The 21,707-nt window shown below is 40.9% G+C and carries 28 protein-coding genes and 1 tRNA gene; 6 read left to right on the top strand and 23 right to left on the bottom strand.

Translation table 11 applies throughout. The annotated features are described in order from the left end of the window. The first annotated feature begins 233 nt into the window (after window positions 1-233). Entirely contained in the window at window positions 234-1,205 is a 972-nt protein-coding gene (gene zntB, locus PAARA_RS01790) for a zinc transporter ZntB (RefSeq protein ID WP_062567361.1), read from the top strand. A 6-nt stretch (window positions 1,206-1,211) separates the two neighbouring features. On the opposite strand, the gene PAARA_RS01785 is transcribed toward zntB, so the two are convergent. The 3 genes from PAARA_RS01785 to PAARA_RS01775 form a co-directional block, all read right to left on the bottom strand. Beyond that, entirely contained in the window at window positions 1,212-1,433 is a 222-nt protein-coding gene (locus PAARA_RS01785) for a Rho-binding antiterminator (RefSeq protein ID WP_062567360.1), read from the bottom strand. Window positions 1,434-1,591: 158 nt separating this feature from the next. After that, window positions 1,592-2,251 carry a hypothetical protein gene (locus PAARA_RS01780; RefSeq protein ID WP_062567359.1) on the bottom strand — a complete coding sequence of 220 codons (660 nt, stop codon included), beginning with the start codon at window positions 2,249-2,251 and terminating at the stop codon, window positions 1,592-1,594. 332 nt (window positions 2,252-2,583) lie between these two features. Further along, window positions 2,584-2,658: transfer RNA gene (locus PAARA_RS01775), tRNA-Arg, on the bottom strand. Window positions 2,659-2,877: 219 nt separating this feature from the next. On the opposite strand from PAARA_RS01775, the gene PAARA_RS01770 reads away from it, so the two are divergent. After that, complete coding sequence (locus PAARA_RS01770) at window positions 2,878-3,060, top strand: hypothetical protein (RefSeq protein WP_062567358.1); 183 nt, start codon at window positions 2,878-2,880, stop codon at window positions 3,058-3,060. On the opposite strand, the gene PAARA_RS01765 is transcribed toward PAARA_RS01770, so the two are convergent. From PAARA_RS01765 to PAARA_RS01755, 3 genes are read right to left on the bottom strand one after another with little or no spacing between them, the layout of a single operon-like run. Beyond that, on the bottom strand, window positions 3,057-3,863 hold the full coding sequence (locus PAARA_RS01765; RefSeq protein ID WP_062567357.1) for a phosphotransferase: 807 nt from the start codon (window positions 3,861-3,863) through the stop codon (window positions 3,057-3,059). The genes PAARA_RS01770 and PAARA_RS01765 overlap by 4 nt on opposite strands. After that, complete coding sequence (pnuC, locus tag PAARA_RS01760; RefSeq protein ID WP_062567356.1) at window positions 3,863-4,486, bottom strand: nicotinamide riboside transporter PnuC; 624 nt, start codon at window positions 4,484-4,486, stop codon at window positions 3,863-3,865. Before pnuC ends, PAARA_RS01765 begins: the two co-directional genes overlap by 1 nt. A 22-nt stretch (window positions 4,487-4,508) precedes the next feature. Next, window positions 4,509-4,766: a hypothetical protein gene (locus PAARA_RS01755; RefSeq protein WP_062567355.1), complete on the bottom strand. Its 258-nt coding sequence runs from the start codon at window positions 4,764-4,766 to the stop codon at window positions 4,509-4,511. 115 nt (window positions 4,767-4,881) lie between these two features. On the opposite strand from PAARA_RS01755, the gene PAARA_RS01750 reads away from it, so the two are divergent. After that, entirely contained in the window at window positions 4,882-5,121 is a 240-nt protein-coding gene (locus tag PAARA_RS01750) for a DUF2960 domain-containing protein (RefSeq protein WP_062567354.1), read from the top strand. Window positions 5,122-5,128: 7 nt separating this feature from the next. On the opposite strand, the gene alr is transcribed toward PAARA_RS01750, so the two are convergent. From alr to radC, 17 genes are all read right to left on the bottom strand, one after another. Further along, window positions 5,129-6,208, bottom strand: coding sequence for an alanine racemase (alr, locus tag PAARA_RS01745; protein ID WP_062567353.1), 1,080 nt, complete (start codon window positions 6,206-6,208; stop codon window positions 5,129-5,131). Continuing rightward, window positions 6,208-7,587 carry a replicative DNA helicase gene (dnaB, locus tag PAARA_RS01740; RefSeq protein ID WP_062567352.1) on the bottom strand — a complete coding sequence of 460 codons (1,380 nt, stop codon included), beginning with the start codon at window positions 7,585-7,587 and terminating at the stop codon, window positions 6,208-6,210. The genes alr and dnaB overlap by 1 nt, the downstream gene beginning before the upstream one ends. 94 nt (window positions 7,588-7,681) lie before the next feature. Beyond that, window positions 7,682-8,623, bottom strand: a complete 942-nt coding sequence (locus tag PAARA_RS01735; RefSeq protein WP_062567351.1) for a DUF4097 family beta strand repeat-containing protein — start codon at window positions 8,621-8,623, stop codon at window positions 7,682-7,684. 11 nt (window positions 8,624-8,634) lie between these two features. Continuing rightward, on the bottom strand, window positions 8,635-9,120 hold the full coding sequence (locus tag PAARA_RS01730) for a hypothetical protein (protein ID WP_193988286.1): 486 nt from the start codon (window positions 9,118-9,120) through the stop codon (window positions 8,635-8,637). Continuing rightward, a complete protein-coding gene (locus PAARA_RS01725) occupies window positions 9,107-9,658 on the bottom strand; it encodes an RNA polymerase sigma factor (protein ID WP_062567350.1) in 552 nt (183 codons plus the stop codon). Before PAARA_RS01725 ends, PAARA_RS01730 begins: the two co-directional genes overlap by 14 nt. Window positions 9,659-9,790: 132 nt before the next feature. Beyond that, a complete protein-coding gene (locus PAARA_RS01720) occupies window positions 9,791-11,539 on the bottom strand; it encodes a DUF7305 domain-containing protein (protein ID WP_245219862.1) in 1,749 nt (582 codons plus the stop codon). Next, entirely contained in the window at window positions 11,532-12,056 is a 525-nt protein-coding gene (locus PAARA_RS01715; protein WP_062567348.1) for a prepilin-type N-terminal cleavage/methylation domain-containing protein, read from the bottom strand. Before PAARA_RS01715 ends, PAARA_RS01720 begins: the two co-directional genes overlap by 8 nt. After that, a complete protein-coding gene (locus tag PAARA_RS01710; protein ID WP_062567347.1) occupies window positions 12,053-12,454 on the bottom strand; it encodes a type IV pilus modification PilV family protein in 402 nt (133 codons plus the stop codon). Before PAARA_RS01710 ends, PAARA_RS01715 begins: the two co-directional genes overlap by 4 nt. Further along, on the bottom strand, window positions 12,451-12,900 hold the full coding sequence (locus tag PAARA_RS01705) for a GspH/FimT family pseudopilin (RefSeq protein ID WP_083515232.1): 450 nt from the start codon (window positions 12,898-12,900) through the stop codon (window positions 12,451-12,453). Before PAARA_RS01705 ends, PAARA_RS01710 begins: the two co-directional genes overlap by 4 nt. A gap of 5 nt (window positions 12,901-12,905) precedes the next feature. Then, on the bottom strand, window positions 12,906-13,337 hold the full coding sequence (locus PAARA_RS01700; RefSeq protein WP_062567346.1) for a type IV pilin protein: 432 nt from the start codon (window positions 13,335-13,337) through the stop codon (window positions 12,906-12,908). Between the two features lie 238 nt (window positions 13,338-13,575). Beyond that, on the bottom strand, window positions 13,576-14,028 hold the full coding sequence (gene rplI / locus PAARA_RS01695) for a 50S ribosomal protein L9 (protein WP_062567345.1): 453 nt from the start codon (window positions 14,026-14,028) through the stop codon (window positions 13,576-13,578). A 35-nt stretch (window positions 14,029-14,063) separates the two neighbouring features. Beyond that, entirely contained in the window at window positions 14,064-14,291 is a 228-nt protein-coding gene (gene rpsR, locus PAARA_RS01690) for a 30S ribosomal protein S18 (protein WP_002962753.1), read from the bottom strand. 12 nt (window positions 14,292-14,303) lie between these two features. After that, entirely contained in the window at window positions 14,304-14,606 is a 303-nt protein-coding gene (priB, locus tag PAARA_RS01685) for a primosomal replication protein N (protein WP_062567440.1), read from the bottom strand. 67 nt (window positions 14,607-14,673) lie between these two features. Further along, window positions 14,674-15,015: a 30S ribosomal protein S6 gene (rpsF, locus tag PAARA_RS01680; RefSeq protein ID WP_036973113.1), complete on the bottom strand. Its 342-nt coding sequence runs from the start codon at window positions 15,013-15,015 to the stop codon at window positions 14,674-14,676. A gap of 229 nt (window positions 15,016-15,244) precedes the next feature. Further along, window positions 15,245-15,400 carry a 50S ribosomal protein L33 gene (rpmG, locus tag PAARA_RS01675; RefSeq protein WP_022946036.1) on the bottom strand — a complete coding sequence of 52 codons (156 nt, stop codon included), beginning with the start codon at window positions 15,398-15,400 and terminating at the stop codon, window positions 15,245-15,247. A gap of 11 nt (window positions 15,401-15,411) precedes the next feature. Further along, entirely contained in the window at window positions 15,412-15,648 is a 237-nt protein-coding gene (rpmB, locus tag PAARA_RS01670; RefSeq protein WP_036973115.1) for a 50S ribosomal protein L28, read from the bottom strand. A 273-nt stretch (window positions 15,649-15,921) separates the two neighbouring features. Next, window positions 15,922-16,596 (bottom strand): RadC family protein, encoded by a 675-nt coding sequence (radC, locus tag PAARA_RS01665; protein WP_062567439.1) that lies wholly within the window; start codon window positions 16,594-16,596, stop codon window positions 15,922-15,924. A 141-nt stretch (window positions 16,597-16,737) separates the two neighbouring features. Between radC and coaBC the strand changes: the two genes are divergently transcribed. The 3 genes from coaBC (at window position 16,738) to PAARA_RS01650 (ending at window position 21,592) form a co-directional block, all read left to right on the top strand. Beyond that, window positions 16,738-17,931 carry a bifunctional phosphopantothenoylcysteine decarboxylase/phosphopantothenate--cysteine ligase CoaBC gene (gene coaBC, locus PAARA_RS01660; RefSeq protein ID WP_062567344.1) on the top strand — a complete coding sequence of 398 codons (1,194 nt, stop codon included), beginning with the start codon at window positions 16,738-16,740 and terminating at the stop codon, window positions 17,929-17,931. A gap of 112 nt (window positions 17,932-18,043) precedes the next feature. Continuing rightward, window positions 18,044-18,631, top strand: a complete 588-nt coding sequence (slmA, locus tag PAARA_RS01655) for a nucleoid occlusion factor SlmA (RefSeq protein ID WP_062567343.1) — start codon at window positions 18,044-18,046, stop codon at window positions 18,629-18,631. Window positions 18,632-18,838: 207 nt separating this feature from the next. Next, a complete protein-coding gene (locus PAARA_RS01650; RefSeq protein ID WP_062567342.1) occupies window positions 18,839-21,592 on the top strand; it encodes a S9 family peptidase in 2,754 nt (917 codons plus the stop codon). Window positions 21,593-21,707: the final 115 nt, after the last annotated feature.

Genomic DNA, 21,707 nt, shown 5'->3' with positions numbered 1-21,707 from the left:
ATTGATTGCAAGTAATAGTGGTTCTATTGTTAAAATCAATAACGCAGTATAAATCGCTTTTAAACCAACCCTTTGGGCGCTTCACAGGCACTTACTCTCATCGTTGTTACTTCTTAAAAGGGACTGCCATTCTTGCAAAGTAACGCCTTGATATTAAGCACCTGTGAAACGCTGAATTCTGCATCTTGAGGTAGCTTGGGTATATAGCACCATTTATAAAACGAGAGTTCAATATGATCAATGGGTTACTTCATGTCTTAATTTTAGACGAGCAAGGCGGTGCACGTGCTATTGACAATAGTACTGAGCTGCAAAATTGGCAACCCGAACACGGAAAACTTTGGGTTCATATGGATTATAGTCAGCCTGAAGCGATTCAGTGGCTTGAAAGCAGTAATCTATTAACCGACTACGAATTAGCATCATTAACAGCAGATGAGACACGCCCGCGCCTGACTAAAGTAACCAATGGCACTATGCTGTTTTTGCGTGGCGTTAATCTAAATCCTGCACAAAGCCCTGAAGACATGGTGTCTTTACGTTTATTCATTAATGAAAACATCATAGTGACAACTCGCAAACGTCGTTTGCTCTCTGTACAAGATGTTGTTGCGTCATTTAATGATAGTAACGGCCCCTGTTCAATCTCTGAATTAGTGTGTGATTTAGCACAAAATTTAACATCACGCATGCAAGGTGTGATTGATAGTCTTGATGACACGTTAGATATTTTTGAAGATGAAATTGACGAACCAAATAAAGGCTTTGATAACCAAGCGTTAGCGCAAATGCGTCGCCAAACCATTGCTCTAAAACGCTATTTAAGGCCACAAAAAGAAGCCCTTATCACTTTATTAAACAATAAGTACAAGTGGTTAGATGAAGATGATAAAGCACGTTTAAACGAAACAACCAACATGTTAATTCGCTTTTTAGAAGAGCTAGACAGCTCAATTGAGCGCGCGCAAATCATTCAACAAACCATTGCTAACCAAGTGTCTGAGCAACTTAATCAACGTATGTATGTGATGTCGGTTGTCGCGGCACTTTTCTTGCCACTGGGCTTTTTAACAGGCTTATTAGGTGTGAATGTTGGCGGTATACCAGGTACTGAAAACCCTTATGCATTCAGCGTATTTTTAATATTTTTAGTCGTGCTTACTGTCGGTATTGGCATTTACTTTAAAAATAAAAAATGGCTCTAACTGGTGTTAAACAACAACTGCTGAAGTAATCAAATCAAGGCGAACGTTATGTTCGCCTTTTGCAGTTGTAATAATTAAGTGTTCACCATCGGGGTGTATTATTTTCAAATTTACTGCTTTGCCCTGAAGCTGCTCACCAGAATCTAATGTGATCAACAACTCAGCGTTTTGCATACACCAAAGCTCATATTGATCGTAGTCAGCACAAGGTATTGGACTATAAGTCATATTTTTATCTTTAAAAGAATACAAGTTCGACTAGTGTAGAAAATAATAACAGTATCAGCAAACCACGTTCTTACTCACAAGCTAGCCTACTATTTGACTTAGGGAGCCAAAATTAAAGAGCGAACTAGTAAGTTTAAAATGCTTATCACATTTTAAACTTAATCAACTCGAAAACTAATCGTTACAATATTATACGTGCTATCAACTTGATTACCGGCAACAACAGCCTTTCCTTCAACAGGGTAATCACTGGAAATAATGTAGGTTCCTTTCTCTTTATTGGTAACAGTTAATTGCCCTTTTTTATCGGTTGTTATTTTTAATTGCTGACTAGGTGTTTGCACTAATACAGCATGATCAACAACAGGGTTATTTTTATAAACAAGTGTGAAGGTGTTCCCATTTGCTTTGCTTGGCACGAACTCGAGCTCTTGTTTAGCTTTGGTATCTTGACGGCCAGCCTTAGCAAAAAGCTTAGCCGCTTGGAGCTTATCCGCCTCTTGTTCTGAGGTTTTTTCCATTTGCCAAGGCTCCCATAAATCATCTATGAAAGCTCTTACATCACCTTGCTCTTTTACCTCAGCTAACCAATAGTTTTGGTGTTGAGTAAGCGCTAAAGTCGACTGACTATCATTAACAAATACCTGTGCATTTTTCAGCCCTGCAATACTATCGCCAGATTCAGGTTCACCAGGCTCTCCTAAATACAGTTTTATATCATCGCCTTTTGCAGACTTTACCAACCAAACTTCATGTGCATTTGCAAAACTACTGCCGATAAGTGCAGCAATAAAAAGTAAATTCTTTAAGCTGTTCATTAAGTTTCCTTTTAAGCTTTAATGATGTGTCTATCAACATAAAACGCAGTTTGAAACCAAAAGTACAAGAGAAACCAAGTACACTTGCGTATAGCGATGCCGAAACAACCTTAACAATAATAATTATCAATTAAATTTGCAATTAAAAAGGAAATATAAAGTATTTTAAGTAATGGACTTAAACGCAGGAACATAAAATACAAACAAATTTAATGAATTACTTATAGGGATGATGTTTGAACAGGCTTACTTAAATATGCAGCTTTACTATCATAAGCAAGCTGTTTGATAGTGTAATGATAAGTTTAAAAGGAAATAAATAGCAGAGCAAATGGCGCTCTCAGCAGGGATCGAACCTGCAACTTAGCCTCCGGAGGGCCACGTGATATCCATTTCACCACGAGAGCACATTTGTCGTCATCAATACTGACTCGCGATATCAGCATGACAACTCGGCAATGATAATGGCATCTTGCCTTAAATGCTAGCATCTAAAGCCCTATATGCTTATAAATTCAGCAAATTGCATTAAAACACTTCACATTCGGGCAGAACCACGGTATTAACGTATACTTAATAAATTAAATAACAAATGGCACTCATTGCCGTGTAAGGGGAATTTGAATATGAGTTTAATGTCTACAGAGCAAGTTGCAGAATTTTTAGGTGTAAAAGTCGAACGTGTTAAACGACTTGCTCGCGAGCATTTATTAATCTCGAAATCACAAGATGACAAAGGTGAGCCTTTATTTGAACCAGAAGATGTAAAAAAATATAAAGAACTTGCCGAGCGAATTGGCGGCCTTTAATTTTTTACTTCCTCAATAAAGTGGTTAAGCTGTGTAAGCAGTGGCGCCACTTTATCCATTGCACCGCGTTGTTCATACCAGCAAATGCACAATAGTAAAAATACAGCATGAAACGCAGCGAGCTTTTCGAGCGATAAATTGAATTCACGGTGTTCACACACACGTGATTGATAGTTTTTAAGCAACTGCAGTTGCTGCGACTCATTGAGCCCAAAACTCACCACCAGCGCAGCCAAGTCAAAATAAACATCATTACTTTTGGCATATTCAAAGTCGATTAAAAACATGCCCGATTCGTTCACTATGATATTTTCTTTTACCAAATCGTTATGGCAAAAGCCCATATCTTTTGGCGCAGCAGCGATGTACGCGAGCGATTGCTCAATTAAACTCGCATGCTGCTGATACCGTGCTGTTTGCCGGTAATAGTTAATTTCATAGGCAATATCCATGGGCTTGGTTAGCACTGGGTAGCGATGCAAATTAACTAAATCAGGTAATAAACTGCTACAAAACTCACCACTTGCTATGCTACCCGCCACGTAGTCAAAAATGGCAGTATCAGTTGCCTGCTCTAACCAAAGGGGTGCTGGGCAGCAACTTTGCTTAGCAAAGTGCGCTTGCGCAGCTAGCCCTATCGCCGGCCAGTGATCACGATAATGCTTAACCAAGAAAGCCTTGGTTGATGTTTTTACTAGGTAGTTATCATTGCTTAATCCCTCAACCAACGGGCTAATTGAGGTAATCGTTAAGCTAGAGTTAAAGCGCGTAAATAGCGCATGAATTTGTTGCTCTGTTTTCATTATAGCTGTGCAAGTGGCTTAGCTTGATGTTGCTCGTATTCTTCATACCAAGTTTTAAAGCCCCACGCCGCCATAACCGTATAAAAAACAAATAAAACGAGTGTTGGGTAATACCCTTTTTCAAAGTACAAGTACATTGATGCAGCATCAATCACAATCCAGTATAACCAATTTTCGAGCACCTTTTTAGCAACTAAATAAGTCGTAACGACAGCAAAACAGGTTGTAAAACTATCAAGGTAGGCAAAATCTGCATGGGTATAATTAGCCATTACAAAGCCAATAATCACTGAAATTAATGAGGTTAAAAGCAAGATAACAGCATGTCTTTTTAACGACCATGAAATAATCGGTAGATGATCTTTATTATTCATGCCCCGACGCCAGACCACCCATCCATATACCGCCATATACATGTAATAAAAATTAAGTAGCGACTCCATCAAAAGTGCGCCATTCCAGTACATTACGGTATAAATAAAGGTACTTATAAAAGCGGCTGGCCAGCACCATAGACTTTCTTTAATCGCAAGTAGTAAATACGCCATTGACAGTGCAACTGCAATATATTCCCAAAGAGACATCGCAGTAAATCCTGCAAACGTGTCTGTCAAAAAATCCATGCTTTACTGTAACCTTGTGGTATTAATCGTCGCTAGGCGATAAATCGCCATGTAAAAACTTACACACAAAAATCGCTTTACCAAACTCTTCATAAGAACGTTTGATTTCAGTATTCAATACAGACATGACTAAATCATAATCACCGAAAATCTGAGTTGATAAGGTATTGGTGATTACTTTAAGATTTTCGTAACTGTTTACACGGTCAATAAAACCTTTGATAAACGGAATGTAGTCTTGATGTAGTGGGTACTTACTGATCTCTACTGAAAGTTTCATTATGATTTACCGAGTCTTTGAAAAGTATGGCATTGTAACCCGCTTATACTAACAAGTCATGGCTATGGTTATTTTTTAGTGTAAAATCAGCCCCGATAAACTTTGAGGATTCATTATGGCACGCCGCATCACTTACAAATTTAAAAACCAACCTCGCGAAATCAATTTTGCTAAAGATAAATACCGCGATATGTACCATGCGATTGCAGCGGCTGAAGGTATTGATTTAACAAATTATTTAAAAATGGAGCAGCAAGTCGAAATGACTTCAAAAGGCTCATCAGCAGTGCGTAACTTTCGTGACCAAGAATTTGCACGAATGGGATTTAGCGACGTGTATTTCATTAAAGAGTAACTATAAGTTACTCTTGATACTCGTAGCTTACGCGTGGGGTGATATTACACAGTAACTCATAAGGAATGGTTGTCGCGCATTGGGCTATTTCTTCAACAGGAAGCTCAGGCCCCCACATGATCACTTCATCACCCACTTTGATATTGTCGTGGTTATCACCAATATCAACCGTGATCATATCCATCGCCACACTGCCAACAATGCCATAGCGCTGTGACTTAATAACGACCGGTGTGCCCTGCTCTGCGTGACGTGGATAACCATCACCATACCCCATCGCGACCACAGCAAGCTTAGTTGGTTTATCGCTGTGCCAACGACCGCCATAACCAACACACTGATTCGCGTCAACATCACGAATCGCAATAACACGGGTTTTTAAACGCATCACAGGCTCTAAGCCATGTTGTTGGCCAATACTATTTAGCATAGGCGACACCCCATACAGCATCAGCCCAGGTCGAACCCAGTCACCATGTCCGTTAGGCCATGCGATAATGCCTGCGGAGTTTGCCAAGCAATGACGCTGACCTTTTCCTGCAACCAAGCCATCAAACAAAGCAATCTGCTGCGCAGTTTTATCATCGTTAATATCATCAGCACATGAAAAATGAGTCATCAACTTAATGTTATTGTGCGCATTTTTACTGGCTTTTAGGCGGCTATAAAACCCTTCAAACTGTGACGGTGAAATACCTAAACGATGCATGCCAGTATTCACTTTTAACCAACATGCAATAGGCGCATCTAACTGTGCTTCTTCAAGCACTTTTAGCTGATTTTCATCATGAATAATGGTTTGAAAGTTATTCGCCAAAAGAATGGGTAAATCATCTTTATGAAAAAAGCCTTCAAGCAACACTATAGGTTTTGTCAATCCACCGGCACGAAGCGCTAGCGCTTCGTCAATACGTGCAACCGCAAATGCATCCGCATCATTTAAGTATTGGGCAATTTTAACTAAGCCATGACCATAAGCATTCGCTTTTAATACTGCCATTACTTTGCAATCAGGTGCAAAGCGCTTCACCTGTGCTAAATTGTGGGCAAGCGCTTTTAGGTTAATTTCAGCAATGGCTAAACGCATTAATATTCATCATCCATTGCAGGACCCGCGTAGTTATCAAAACGCGAGAATTGACCTTGGAAGGTTAAACGTACTTTACCAATTGGACCATTACGTTGTTTACCTATGATAATTTCGGCCACGCCTTTTTCTGTACTGTCTTCGTTATATACTTCATCACGATAAATAAACATGATTAAGTCGGCATCCTGCTCGATTGAGCCTGATTCACGTAAGTCGGAGTTGATTGGGCGTTTATCAGCACGTTGCTCTAGGGTACGGTTAAGCTGCGATAGTGCAATAACCGGACATTGCAGTTCTTTTGCCAGTGCTTTTAGTGAACGTGAGATTTCAGCAATCTCTAAGGTACGGTTATCCGACAAGCTTGGCACACGCATTAGCTGCAAGTAATCGACCATGATCATACTAATACCGCCATGGTCGCGAGCAATACGGCGCGCACGCGAGCGCACATCCGTTGGTGTTAGACCCGATGCATCATCAACATACATCTTACCTTTTTCCATCAACAAGCCCATGGTTGACGACAGGCGCGCCCAATCGTCATCATCTAGCTGACCCGTACGAACCTTAGTTTGGTTAATTCGACCTAGCGATGCCAACATCCTCATCATGATTTGCTCCGACGGCATCTCTAGTGAGTAAATAAGTACAGGCTTATCTTGTGTCATGGCAGCGTGTTCGGCTAAGTTCATCGCAAAGGTGGTTTTACCCATCGATGGACGTGCTGCCACGATAATAAGATCTGAAGGCTGCATACCCGCCGTCATTTTATCTAGATCGGCATACCCCGTACTAACACCCGTTACACCATCTTGCGGCGACTGGTAAAGCTCTTCAATCTTATCAACTGTTTTTTCTAGAATGCTGTGTAAGCTTTGTGGGCCTTCAGTGCTTTTTGTACGCTGCTCGGCAATTTTGAATACTTTACTTTCAGCGAAGTCGAGTAGGTCATGGCTGGTACGCCCTTCTGGGCTAAAACCCGCTTCGGCAATTTCGTTTGCAACACCAATCATTTCACGGATAACAGCACGCTCACGCACGATATTCGCGTAGGCATCAATGTTTGCCGCACTTGGTGTGTTCTTCGCTATTTCAGCAAGGTAGGCGAAACCACCTATACTGCTTAACTGATTGTTTTTTTCTAAATTTTCAGAAATAGTGATTAAGTCAATCGGATCACCACCTTCAGCAAGGCTCACCATAGCTTCAAAAATCAGCTTATGGGTGCGGGTATAAAAATCCTGTGCAACCACTAACTCAGCAACACGGTCAAACGCTTGATTATCAAGCATTAAACCACCTAAAACAGATTGCTCAGCTTCTATTGAATGGGGAGGGACTTTTAAGGTATCGACTTGCTTATCTGGTTTGGCCATAACATCACAAAACTAAAATTGAATGGCTCTATTCTATCGACTTGCAAAGGCTGTGCAAATAGTAAAGCGGGAAAACTTCCCGCTTTATTGTTCGTTATTTCTGTTTACGAAGTTCAATACGCCCGCTAATGGTATCCATTTCGATATCTGCATCCCCACCGTTAATACTAAATTCTAAGTCGCTTGATGGGCCGTATTTCGCTTTAGTCGCTTTGTCATCACTGAGCTCATTTACAATTTTACCGTTAGCATGCGCTTCAATTTCAAACTTTGCCGATACATCAGTTGGGAAGTAAAACTTTGCATCACCACTGACTGATTCAAAACGAATATTGGCATCTTCAAGCAGCTTATTGATGTGAACTTCAGCTTCACCGTTTACGGTATTGATACGCAGCTTTTTAATCGCATCAAAAGCAAAGTCAATATCACCATTTACGTTCTCAAGGCGCACATCTTGCGCTTTAGTTTTTGACTTAATGTCGCCATTTACTGCGGTAAAGCGTAAAGCACCTTGTGAGTTTTTATCGTTAATTTCGCCATTGACGGTTTCAAAGCGAATATCTCCGTTCAGGTCATGAGCATTTACATCCCCATTGACCGTTTCAAAACTCATGTTGCCACTTATATTGTGCACTGTAATATCGCCGTTGACGGTATCGATCTCAGCGCCCGCTTCAAGCTCTTTGGCACTAACCGTTACATTCACCCCAGCAAATTCAAGCTCACTGCTTTTTGGCATGTAAATAGTTAAACGAGAGCCATCACCATTATTCCAAGCACCTAAGTTACGCGGCATTTTTACGACAAATTCAACACGGCTGCCTTCAACTTCTAAACGATAACCTTGTGCTTTATCGTCAAGCTCACCTTCGATTTTAAGTTGGGGTTTATCCCACCCTTCAATACGTACATCACCACGTTGGTTTTCAATAAAAATACGCTTATTTGCAGGGACATCAATTTGTTCATTAATGGTTTGTCCTGCCATTGCCATCAGTGGCAGTAATCCTAATGTTAAGACTAGTAATTTCATAATTGTTACTCCTAAATCGTTTGCCACTTAGGTGCATGCACCTTGTTAATTAAATCTAATTGTTGCTGATAAACCTGCGAGAGCATTTGTAATAAAGCAGGGTTTTCTGGTTCATTCTCGAGAGCCTGTTTGATGGCACTCTCAGCTTCTTCTAACTCTTTTAACTGTTGCTGCCAGTTATCTGTTAATGCAGGTTGGTTTTGATATTGCACCAACAAACCTTGCTTTTGCTTAGTAAAATAATTGCTCATTGCCATCATGCTGTTTGACTCACCTTGGCCGACAAAAAGCTGCACAGTTAAAAGTGCTGCAATACAGCAAGCGGCAACAGCAGCGAGTTTATTCCAGCCACGCGTTGGCTTATCAGGTTGCTGTGTTTGCGGCCTTGCAATTGCTCGCTCAATACCCTGCCAGAGATCTTTTTCTGGGCTAATATCTTGCTTCTGATTAAGCGAGTCATTTAAAAATTGTTCAAATTCTGGCTTACTCATTTTCATACCACTCTTTTAATAACTGCCTTGCACGGTGAAATTGCGATTTACTTGAACCTACGGCCATATCAAGCATGCTTGCTATTTCTTCATGGCGATAGCCTTCAATTGCATGAAGCACAAAAACCATACGTGCTCGTTCAGGTAGTCTCAGTACTAATTTATCGAGACCATTAAAACCGTCGCAATCAGCTGCGCTTTGCTCATCCATACCACTTTGTTCAAAACTCACTACTTTCTGAAACCAGCTTTTGTGTTTGCGAATATAGCTAATCGCAATATTACTGGTGACACTGTGTAACCATGTTGAAAACTGTGAACGCCCATCAAAGTTCGCTATTTTGTGCCATAACTGTACAAACACTTCTTGTGTTGCATCTTCGGCGTGCTCTTTATCTGCAAGTAGTCGCAAACAAAGGCTATAAACCCGCTTCACATGCAACTCATAAAGTGTTGCATAAGCACCTTGATCACCGCTTTTAACGCGTTCAATTAAGGCATGCTCACTTTGCTGGACGAACGCTTGTTCTGCATCTATCAACATCCTGGATGTCGTCCTTTATGATTATTATTGTGAATTTAGTGTATTAGACGTAAGGGGAGATTCAAAAGGTTTAAATGAAATTAAATTTTTTTAACGTGTCAGGGCAACTAGTTGACCTGACACTATTTACAGCTAGTTAGTAAGCGCGCCTTCACTGTCTTGTTGAATAGTTTCTGGTGTTTTATAACGCCAACCTAAAAACACGATTCGAGCAGGCGTTGATGGTTTTCCACCATTTTGCACTTTTAAAAGGCCAGCATCATAGTGAGCACCACTGCCCCCTGAAGCAGTAATCGTTGAACCACGAACACTACCAAACAATTCACCACTGCCGGATAATTTTACTGTTGTTAAAGGTGCGTAAATTGCCGCATATAGATTTGCAGCACCACTAAATTGCACACCATTTACACCAGTAAATGATGAATAAAATGACAACGATGGGTGACCACTTGTCGTTAAGCCCTCTTGCTCTGTGATCACACTCGCACCTGCTCCTATATTAATTTTGCCAGTGATAAGTATCGTTAAGCTGCTATCTTTTTTTATCGTTAAACGCGTGTCCCCTTCCATCGAAAAGTCACCATCAATAAATAAAATAACATCGCCCCCTGAAACTTCCATTTTTCCATCACTGGTCAATTTTAACTTGTCTAGGGCAAACACATATTCCTTACTTGTCGAACCATGTGGTTGGTTTTGAATCTTGGTATCAAATAAAAATACATCACTTAAACCTGGGAGTATCACTTGGCTACCATTCTGGCTAAAAAAGCCCTTTTCATTGGTTAGTTTAAACTGTTGGGTAGCCCCAATTGATAGCGAATGATAACTGTCAGTATCGCTGTGCAGCTGTGCCATTTTCTCGGGGATGATTAAAGGATCACAGCTTGTATCAGGGTTTGTAGGGTCATAATCTGGTGCACTTGGATCTGCGACTGTAATAGGCTCTACATTTGGGTTCACGTTAAACTTACGATTACTATAGTGCACACCATCTTGCTGATTATTATAGGTATCTTTAAAATTACCCGTTCCACCATACATAATATCTAAGCGTTCGCCTTGGGTATTATCAATATAAGTTGACCACTGCATAGAAGCATCGCCGTTGGCTCTAACAACCCCAGATACCCGACCACCTTTATGGATATAAAAACCTCGTGTGTATACGTTACCATCAATACGTAAACCACTGCCTGATGAAATATTAACTCCCGTATTTGAGCGTATATTACCAATTATCGGAGATGAGCCATTTAAATAAATAACACCCGTTGCTTTTACGTCGCCCTTAATAGGTGAATGCCCTGAAAGAACAACATCTGAATCACCATCAATTGTCGATACATCACCATCACTCGATTTTGTCTCTTCGTAGCTTCCTTGGCTTGAGTCGTAACTATCGATGGTGCCGCTACCTGACAAATTCACACCTTTACAACCCACCATTGCATTGGTAAATGCCGAACTCCCTTTGCCCCCTTGCACACTAAAACGGGCGACTAAATTGCTTTGAGCATCACCTGCATAACGTTGACCTAAACTTGCAATTTCCAGTTCACCATCAAGGTTTTTGCTTAGTAAAGCAGTAAATTTTGCATCATCGCCAATCACCCCTACACCACTGGCATTACCCGTTTTATCAATTAGTTCATCTATGGCCAGCACACCTTCACGGTTCAATGTTTGCTGCAGTAGTTTAGCTTGCTCGAACACCCCTTTTTCTGCCAATAGGCGGCTATTGAGCTTTTTCTGAAAATTACCACTTAATCGCTCTTGAACAATATTTTCTCGTAATGAACTAAGCACAACAACACTGGCCATGCCAGTTAAAATTAATACGGTTATAAGCGTAAAACCCTGTTGTTTTTTAGACACTATTTCCACCATATGCGTTCACTAAAATAGTGTTTGTTAGAGCAACATCAATGTTAATTCCTGCACCAAATTGAGCAGGTAGTTTTTGGGGTTTAACAACAATACTAACCAGCTCTCCAGATAAGCTAAACGACACGCTTTCTAAGCCCGTTAATAAACGCTCAGCGGCAGCACCATTGAGTGAACACATTAAACTACTATTATCTAGGCTATACACTTCAGTCATAACGCCCGTGGTTAAAGTGCCATTACATGCAATCACGCCCTCTGGTTGTATGATTGTTATGGTTGATTTATCCGCACTAATGGAGGGTACAAGCTGTGTTTGCTTAATGCTGCGATTGAATACTTTACTGGTATAGCGAATAACTTCTTGCGCATTTTCAAGCTCTTTACTGACTTCAATCGTGCCTTTAATTGCTGCATATGACAAACTCACACCAGCAAGTAAAAATGCCCCTGCGGCTAAGGCAACCATCAACTCAATAAGGCTAAACCCGCGTGCTAATTTATTCATAAACACACTGCCGACAAGTCAGGAAAACTGGCATTAAGACTTATTTGATTTTCTGCATTATCGGTCATGCGCTCATCAACCCACGCAACATTAATTTGCATATCATCATTATAAATCGCAGGAATCGTAATTTCATAATCAGCGACTTGGGGGGCCAAACTTGCTCTGAAATCAACATCTTGGAAAAGTGCGGGGTTAGTTTTTTGAATTTCACAAATGCGAGGCCATATCCGCTCAATACTATTTTGACCTTGAATTAAAGACACAGTGTAGTGAAAGCTATTTGTTGCATATTGTAGCGACTTTAACTGAGCAGCAGCTAAACCAAGTAAAGCGATACCAGCAATCACAACCGAAATCATTACCTCTAATAAAGAAAAACCAGCTTGCTTTTTCATGCGCATCCCTTTGATGATTCAGCTAACCAGTTTTGGCCACTTTTAAGGACACACATTACATAATCTGTGGTATTGGTGTGATTATCTTTAATATCTATTTGGGCTTGCTGGTCTACTTCACCACTTGCACTAACGGTTAGCGCAATTAAGTTTACTGTTACGCCAGCCTTAGTAATTGCAAACTCTTTTAATACAGTATCTGCACCCGCTTCGTTTAAAGTAACTTGCCAGAGATTATTATTTACCACCAATTTAATTTGGCGCTCTTGCTTTACAGCTTCACTGCGAGCATATTTATAAACACTGTTGAGTTGATTAGCTGTCGTTACAATACGATCTTGTAGAATTTGCTGACTAAATGACGGAAAAGCAAGACTGACTAAAATACCAATAATCGCAAGCACAACCATTAACTCAATTAAAGTAAACCCAGCCGCTTTACGCACAACAGCTACTCCCAACAATCATTTACAGCAGCACTGTTACTACCGTCATGTTTAATCATGAGTTCACCACAGCGATCCCCTGCCTGAGCTGAGCCAGACTTAGGTGTTGCCTTTAAATTAAAACCACGGTTTTTAAAATCAACAACGGCTCCAGGTGCCTTTTTCGTTGGCGTATACGTGAAGGTGTAGTAATCAGTATTTTGTGTTGCAAATGTATTAGGATAGCCACCATTTCTCGAATATATGCGTTCGAGGCTGGCACCATACTGTAATAAAACTTGCTGAGTATCAGCACGTCTACTGTGCTGCATATGCTCGGTATAAGCAGGTAACGCCACACTGTATAAAATACCTAAAATAGCGATGACAATGAGAACTTCTATGAGCGTAAATCCACGTTGTTTATAATTATTATTTGATGATAATTTACTTTTCAACCTTAAATCCTTACCACTTTTTTACGAATCAAATATAAATGACAGCGCTGTCGGTGTCAATTTAAGCAATTTCATATTGAGTACACCAATTATACTAATTAAGAAGAAGAGATTAAGATAAAAGAACTAGATTTTAAAATGTAGGTAAGACTATAAAACTGCTTTTGTACCAATTGAAAAGAAGCGGATACAAAAAAGCCGTGCTTTAAAGCACGGCTTTTATTACTTAATATTGCTATTAAGCTTCAGCGATAACGATTACTTTAATAGTAGCTGTTACGTCTGAGTGTACTGCGATTGCAACGTCAAATTCGCCAGTCTCACGGATAGTACCTAGAGGTAAACGAACTTCTGATTTAGCAACTTCAACACCAACAGCTGAGATAGCGTCAGCGATGTCACGAGTACCGATTGAACCGAATAATTTGCCTTCGTCACCAGCTTTAGAAACTAGTGTTACTTCAGCTAATGCTTCTAGCTTGTCAGCACGAGCTTGAGCAGCAGCTAGATCTTCAGCGATCTTAGCTTCTAACTCAGCACGACGTGCTTCGAAAGTTTCGATGTTAGCTTTAGTTGCAGGAACTGCCTTACCTTGTGGGAAAAGGAAGTTACGTGCGAAGCCAGATTTAACTACAACCTGGTCACCTAGGCCACCTAGGTTTGCGATCTTGTCTAGTAGAATAACTTGCATGTCTCTACACCTTTTAAAAACTGTTAATCCGCTGCTTACTTATGTAAGTCAGTGTATGGAAGAAGGGCTAAGTAGCGAGCACGCTTGATAGCAGTTGCTAGCTGACGCTGATATTTAGCGCTAGTACCTGTGATACGGCTAGGTACGATTTTGCCACTTTCTGTAACATAGTTTCTAAGAGTAGCTAGATCTTTATAATCGATTTGTTGTACGCCTTCCGCTTTAAAGCGGCAGAACTTACGACGTCTGAAATAACGTGCCATGAGTAAAATTCCTCAAAAAATTCTTTCTATATGTTGAGCATGCAAGACCAATTGGCTTAAGCCGTTTCGGCCTTCATGACGGTTTAAAAACCCCGTCACTTGCACTTGTTGCCCAACGTGCAATTGTTGAGTCTGTTGCTGCATTGACGCACCGCTGGCAACCACTTGAAGCCTGACATAACTATTACGGTTAAGGTCTGCTTCAACTTGCATTGATTTATGTTCAAGAACAAAAATACAATGCGGAACACCAGCAGGGCTTTGACTATACTTGGGGGTTTTACAAACAACCCCAGATAGCGTCAGCTGATTCATATAAGGATTAAGCGGTTGGCTCATCTTTTTGTCTCAACTGCAAGCGCCATGCTTGGACTCAAAACGATTAAGCAGCTGGTGCTTCTTTCTTCTCTTCTTTTGCAAGAGGAGATGCTTCAGTTACAGCGTCTTTAGTACGCATAACTAAGTTACGAAGCACTGCATCGTTGTAGCGGAAAGTAGTTTCTAGCTCGCTGATTACTTCAGTAGGTGCTTCAACGTTCATAAGAACATAATGAGCTTTGTGAAGCTTGTCGATTGGGTAAGCCAATTGACGACGGCCCCAGTCTTCAAGACGGTGGATAGTACCACCAGCTTCAGTGATAGAACCAGTATAACGTTCGATCATACCAGGTACTTGCTCACTCTGATCAGGGTGAACCATGAATACGATTTCGTAATGACGCATGGATATTCCTTACGGTTAATAGAGCCTTCTACCGTTTCGGCCAGTCGGTTTAAGGCAAGGAATTAAATTTAATAAGCCGAAATGAGCGCGCATTTTACGCTTAGATTGATAATTAAGCAAGATAAAACAGCAAGCCAAGTTAGATTCTTGTACTGAATTATTGCTTTCTAGGCTGTAAAAACAAAAAACCCAGCCGAAGCTGGGTTTTTGAGATTCTGAAAAACTAAAATTACTTGATTTTAGCTTCTTTGAAAATCACGTGTTTACGAGCTTTAGGATCGTATTTTTTGATTTCCATTTTTTCAGGCATGTTACGCTTGTTCTTGTCGGTAGTGTAGAAAAAACCAGTACCAGCAGTTGAAACTAAACGGATCTTATCGCGCATGATTCAGTTCCTTAAACTTTTTCGCCACGAGCACGGATTTCTGTAAGAACCGCGTCGATGCCTTTTTTATCGATAATACGCATACCTTTAGTCGTAGTGCGTAATGTTACAAAACGTTTTTCACTTTCAACCCAAAAACGGTGCGTTTGTAGGTTAGGTAGGAAACGACGTTTAGTCGCGTTTCTCGCGTGTGAACGGTGGTTACCAACCGCTGGACGCTTACCTGTAACTTGACATACTTTAGACATGTCTATATATCTCCAATAACTTCGCTCGAGCTTAATTTTCCCTTAGGCCATGTATTTGTGCCCCGGGATAAATCGAAGGGCGCTCTTTATACAGCTTATGCAGGCAAAGATCAAGTAACAGATCTTATCCAATCAGCTCATGTGTAAATTTGATAGCGGCCAATTATAATGATCGAAAGCCCTTAGGGAAAGTAAAAACTGCATTTAAATTAAACTAATTTCTAAAAAACCGCTAAACTGCTCATTTTTAACACACTCCAGTCTTCGCTTCGCTTAAATTAATCCTCGTTCAGCAAACGAAACACAGTTTTTACCGCCCACAATGATGTGATCAAGCACATTAATATCGACTAACGAGAGTGCTTGCTGCAATTTATGAGTAATTAACTTGTCTGCTTCACTAGGCTCCGCGACTCCACTTGGGTGATTATGAGCAAAGATAAGTGCCGCCGCATTCTGCTTTAAAGCAGCCTTAACCACCTCACGGGGATACACAGAAGCAGCATTTATAGTGCCATAAAAAAGCACTTCATCTTTTATTAATCGATTTTGGCTATCTAAATAAAGCACCATAAAGACTTCTTGTTGCAAGCCCCGCAATTGAATAGTCAGGTAGTCATACACTGCTTGAGGAGAGCTAAATACTTCTTCTCGCTGGCATTGCTCAAGCAAGTAACGTCTGCTTAACTCTAATACCGCTTGTAACTGTACATACTTTGCAGTTCCTAACCCTCTTTGAGAACAAAACGCTTGCTCACTGGCATTAAATAAATTCTGCAACGTACTATTAATACGTAATAAGTGTTCAGCCAATTCAATCGCATTCATACCAGCAACACCTGTGCGCAAAAAGATAGCTAACAGTTCTGCATCTGAGAGCGCTTTAGCGCCTTGTAAAAGCAGCTTTTCGCGAGGCCGAGCTGACAGTGGTAAATCCTTTAACGACATCAAAGTACCCCAAAAAGAAACAAACAGATTAAACTGTACAACAAAACTTTCTTTTTTCCTTCCTTTAAAAAAGAAAACTTCATGAAATTGGCAAAGATTTGCTATCGTTAGCGCATATCGACCAAAGTTAAATTTCATGTAATGACAAAATCAGCAAATAAAAAAATCTTACTTGGTATAAGTGGCGGCATTGCAGCTTATAAATGTGCAGAGCTAGTGCGACGCTTAAAAGACACAGGCTGCGAAGTAAAAGTGGTTATGACAGAGTCAGCCAAGCACTTTATTACCCCTTTGACGATGCAAGCCGTCAGTGGAGAGGTTGTGTCTGATTCATTACTTGATCCTGCAGCTGAAGCCGCAATGGGGCACATTGAATTTGCCAAGTGGGCAGATTTGATTTTAGTGGCGCCTGCGACCAGCAATGTATTAGCAAAAATGGCGATGGGCATAGCTGATGACCTACTCACCACGCTTTTATTAGCAACGCCAGCCAAAGTGGCTGTCGCACCGGCGATGAACCAACAAATGTACGCACATCCTGCAACGCAGGCTAACCTTAATACTCTCGCCGAGCGCGGGGTAGCAATTTGGGGGCCAGGTAAAGGCTCGCAAGCCTGCGGTGATGTAGGCGCTGGGCGTATGCTAGAGCCGCATGAACTGGTAGCGCTGTGTACACAGCCAGACATTGAGCCATTACTTACTGGCAAAACCATTACAATTACAGCAGGGCCAACCAGAGAAGCCCTCGATCCCGTGCGTTATATTTCTAATCATAGCTCAGGAAAAATGGGTTACGCCCTTGCCGAGGCGGCACTTGCTTTAGGTGCAAAGGTACACCTGATTTCAGGGCCAGTGACAATTAAAGCACCAGCGAATGCAAAACTCACTCACATTGAAAGCGCTGAGCAGCTTTTAATCGCATCAATGGAACTTGCTGTACAGTCTGATGCTTTTATTGGCTGTGCTGCCGTTGCCGATTACCGCGCAGCCGCAATTGAAGATCAAAAAATGAAAAAACAAGGTGATGAACTCACACTCACCTTAGTTAAAAACCCAGATGTCATTGCTAACGTTGCTGCACTTAACGAAAACCGCCCATACACGGTTGGCTTTGCCGCCGAAACACAAGATGTTGCAAGCTATGCCCAAGGTAAATTAAAAAATAAAAATCTCGACATGATCTGTGCAAATGATGTGTCAAAAGAAGGCCTTGGCTTTAATTCTGATCATAATGCTTTAACACTGTTCTGGCACAATGAGCAGCAAGATTTAGCGGTGGGTAGCAAAAAAGATTTAGCGATGAGTGTTATGACGGAGCTTGCCAAGCGTTTGTAAAAATGCTGGAAAGAAGCTGAATAAAACATTAACATAAGCCTCTCATTTGCACAAAAAATGGCTTGTCTGAGTCTATACAGCGCAAGTAATAAATTATAAGAAAGGAATGGTCATGCCTGCGACAAAAAGAAGTAATCGCAAAGAGCAGATTCTGCAAGCACTCGCACAAATGTTAGAAACCAGCCCAGGTCAACGTATCACTACTGCCAAACTAGCAGCTGAAGTGGGCGTGTCTGAAGCTGCGCTTTATCGTCATTTCCCGAGTAAAGCGCGGATGTTTGAGGGCTTGATTGAGTTTATTGAAGATACTCTGCTATCGCGTATTAACCTCATTCTAGAAAATGAAAAAGAGAGTCAAACACGCGTATACAATATTTTGCTTTTACTATTAGCATTCGCCGAAAAAAATCCAGGTATTACCCGTATTTTAACTGGTGATGCCTTGCAAGGTGAGCAAGAGCGCTTACGTGAACGTGTGCAAGGCTTATTCGAAAAGCTAGAAACGCAATTTAAGCAAGTTCTTCGTGAACGTAAGCTTCGTGAAGGTAAAGCATTCCAATCTGACGAAACAACGTTAGCCAACTTCTTACTGGCTTACGTTGAAGGTAAGATGAATCAATTCGTGCGCAGCGACTTTAAAGCGAAACCGAGTGCGCAATTTGAAAAACAATGGCCTGAACTGAAAAAGATTTGGTTATAAGTTAGCTGTAGGCGCGATTTAATATCGCGCAACAGTCTAATCAAAAGTACGCGGGTAACTCCGCTACACCCTCTTATTACAAAACCTACCGAAAAGTTTTTAGGCTTACAGCTCAACTCCCTAAATAAGCAACTTATCGTATCTACTCGAATTGTTTACTAAAAACGCTACACTGAACGCGTAAATTTAAAAACAACGAGAAGATAAATGAAAGCGCAATTATCACTTTTGAGCTTAGCCTTAGTGGCAAGCCTTGGTAGTGCACAGCTCAGTGCAAAAGAAGCTCTGCAATTTAAAGACGTGTTTGATTTTAAATACGCAAAAGGCACCCAACTGTCTGAAGATGGCCAAATTCTTACTTTCAGTGCCGACCCTTATCGCGGCAATGCACAAGGTCAGGTTTATGCATTAAACAATAACACCCTCCTTGCAAGCGTTGAGCGTGGTACTCGCCCTACAATTAATAAAGCGGCAAATTGGGTGGCGTTTACTCAGGTACCGACCCTACTTGAAAAAGAAACCACTAAGAAAAAAGACGAACTGAAAAACAACCTTGTTTTAGTAAATACTAAAAACGGTGAGCAACAGACATTTAACGATGTAAAAGACTATGCGCTATCAGATGACGGTGTATGGCTTGCTTACAGACTCGATAAGAAAGCAGATAAAAAAGACGACCAAGAAAAAGACGAAAACAGCAGCGAAATCAAACCAGATAAAAAAGATAAAAGCTTTGATTTAGTGCTTGTTAACCTTCAAGACAAAACCACTCACACCCTAAACAATGTGTTTAGCTATGCAATGAGCAGCACCGGCGAGCAATTACTCGCAAGCCAAAGCTTTAGTGATGGTGCCGACAACCAAGTTGTATTAGTTACGCTTAACAATGACTTTGCATCTAGTGTGTTGATTGATGAGCCAGGTGTGGTTGCAAATAAAATAGCTTGGCAACCAAACAGCAATACCGCAGCGCTGTTAATTGGTAATTATGTGAATGATGATACGCGACGTCGCGACCACAGCTTACAGCTTTTACAAAATGGTGCCCTATCGACCATAAACTCAGCTGATAATAGCTGGACTATTGGCAAAACAGCCTCATTAACATGGTCTGAAGATGGTGCTCGTTTATACTTTGAAAATCATCCGAAATTAACGGCAAAGATCGAAGCAAAAGAATACACAGACGAAGCCTCTTTATATGATTTCGATACCATTCGCGACCATAAAGGCCTCAATGTTTGGCACAATAAAGACGCTGAAATTAAGCCACGTGAAGAGCAGCAATGGAATGAAAATAACAAGCTTCGTCATTATAAAGCGGTGTATCATGTAAATAGTCAACAGGTTGTGCAGTTAAGTACACCAAGTATGCCTGAGGTTTCACTTAACACTCACCGCGAAACGCTATTAGGCTATTCAGACCTACCTTACCTAGAACGCATAATGTACGGTGGTTTTTACGCAGACTATTACAGTGTTGACGTTAAAACAGGTAAGCAAACGGCTATCATCAACGATTATCCATTTAGACCCAGCCTTGCGCCAAATGGTCAATATGCGGCATTTTTTCAAAACAGCCACGTTCAACTTAAAGATTTAGGAAATAACAAAGTTTCGACCTTATCTAAGGCAATTAACGCGATTTTTGCCGATGATAAGCATGACTACCCGTCACCTCAGCCAGGTTATGGCTTTGCTGGCTGGTTAAACGACAGCAGCCAAGTACTGGTTTACAGTAAATTTGATATTTGGGCTTTTGATGTCGCGACACAAACGGCAACGCGTTTAACCCAAGGTAAAGAAACGAATACCCAGTATCGTGTTATTAAACTTGATAAAGACCAAGTTGGCTTTGCCAAAGGCGAGACTTTATTACTCAGCGCAACCAATGTGCAAGATAAACAAACTGAAATTGCTAAACTTGATTTAACAAGTAATAAAGTAAGCAAAGTACTTTCGGGTAAAAAGCGCTATGATGTTGTTAAAAAGGCGAAAAATGCCGACAAATATCTATTTACAGCGCAAACTTATCAGCAATTCCCTGATTACTACCAAACTGACTTTAGCTTCAAAAAGCCTCAGCGTGTAACCAACCTAAACCCACAAATTAGCAACTTTGCATGGGGTGAAAAACCAGAGCTTATTAGCTACAAAGGGTTTGATGGTGAAGACTTACAAGGCGTATTAATTAAGCCTGCAGGCTACAAAAAAGGCGACAAGGTTCCTGTAGTTGTGTACTTCTACCGCTATATGAGCCAACGCATGTATGACTTCCCGAAAATGGAGTTAAATCATCGCCCTAACTTCCCGATGTTTACCTCAAATGGCTATGCGATTTTCTTACCGGATATCCGTTTTGAGATTGGTCATCCTGGTAAATCATCAACACAAACCATGATCAACGCAACTCAAAAGTTAATTGATTTAGGCATTGCTGATCCCGATAAAATTGGCTTACAAGGTCACTCATGGGCAGGCTATCAAAGCGCCTTTATGATCACCCAAACAGATATGTTTAAAGCGGTTGTTTCGGGAGCGCCGGTGTCTAACATGACCAGTGCTTACAGCGGTATTCGCTTAAAATCAGGTCTTGCGCGTCAGTTCCAATACGAAACAGGTCAAAGCCGCATTGGTAAAACCTTATTCGAAGCACCAGAGCTATACATCGAAAACTCACCAGTGTTTTTCGCCGATAAAGTAAATACCCCAATCCTCATTATGTTTGGTGACAAAGATGACGCGGTGCCATGGCACGAAGGGGTGCAGTACTACCTTGCTCTTCGCCGTGCGGGTAAAGATGCCACCTTCTTACAATATGAAGGTGAACCACATCACTTGAAGAAATTCCCTAACCAAGTAGATTTCTCGGTACGTATGATGGAATATTTTGATCACTACTTAAAAGGCAAACCAGCCGCTGAGTGGATCAAAAACGGCATCCCTTTTATTGAGGAATAAGCAACAAGCTAAATTTTAGCTCAAAGCACACCTCCTTCAAAGCCAGCATTTTTGCTGGCTTTGTTCTATAAAATCAATCATATCATCTGTTTTTTCGATTTTATCAATCGATTTA

The organism is Pseudoalteromonas arabiensis (assembly GCF_001550155.1).
GTDB classification, from domain to species: domain Bacteria; phylum Pseudomonadota; class Gammaproteobacteria; order Enterobacterales; family Alteromonadaceae; genus Pseudoalteromonas; species Pseudoalteromonas arabiensis.
The sequence above is the reverse complement of the archived record's forward strand: the minus strand, read 5'-3'. Positions and strand labels throughout refer to the sequence as shown.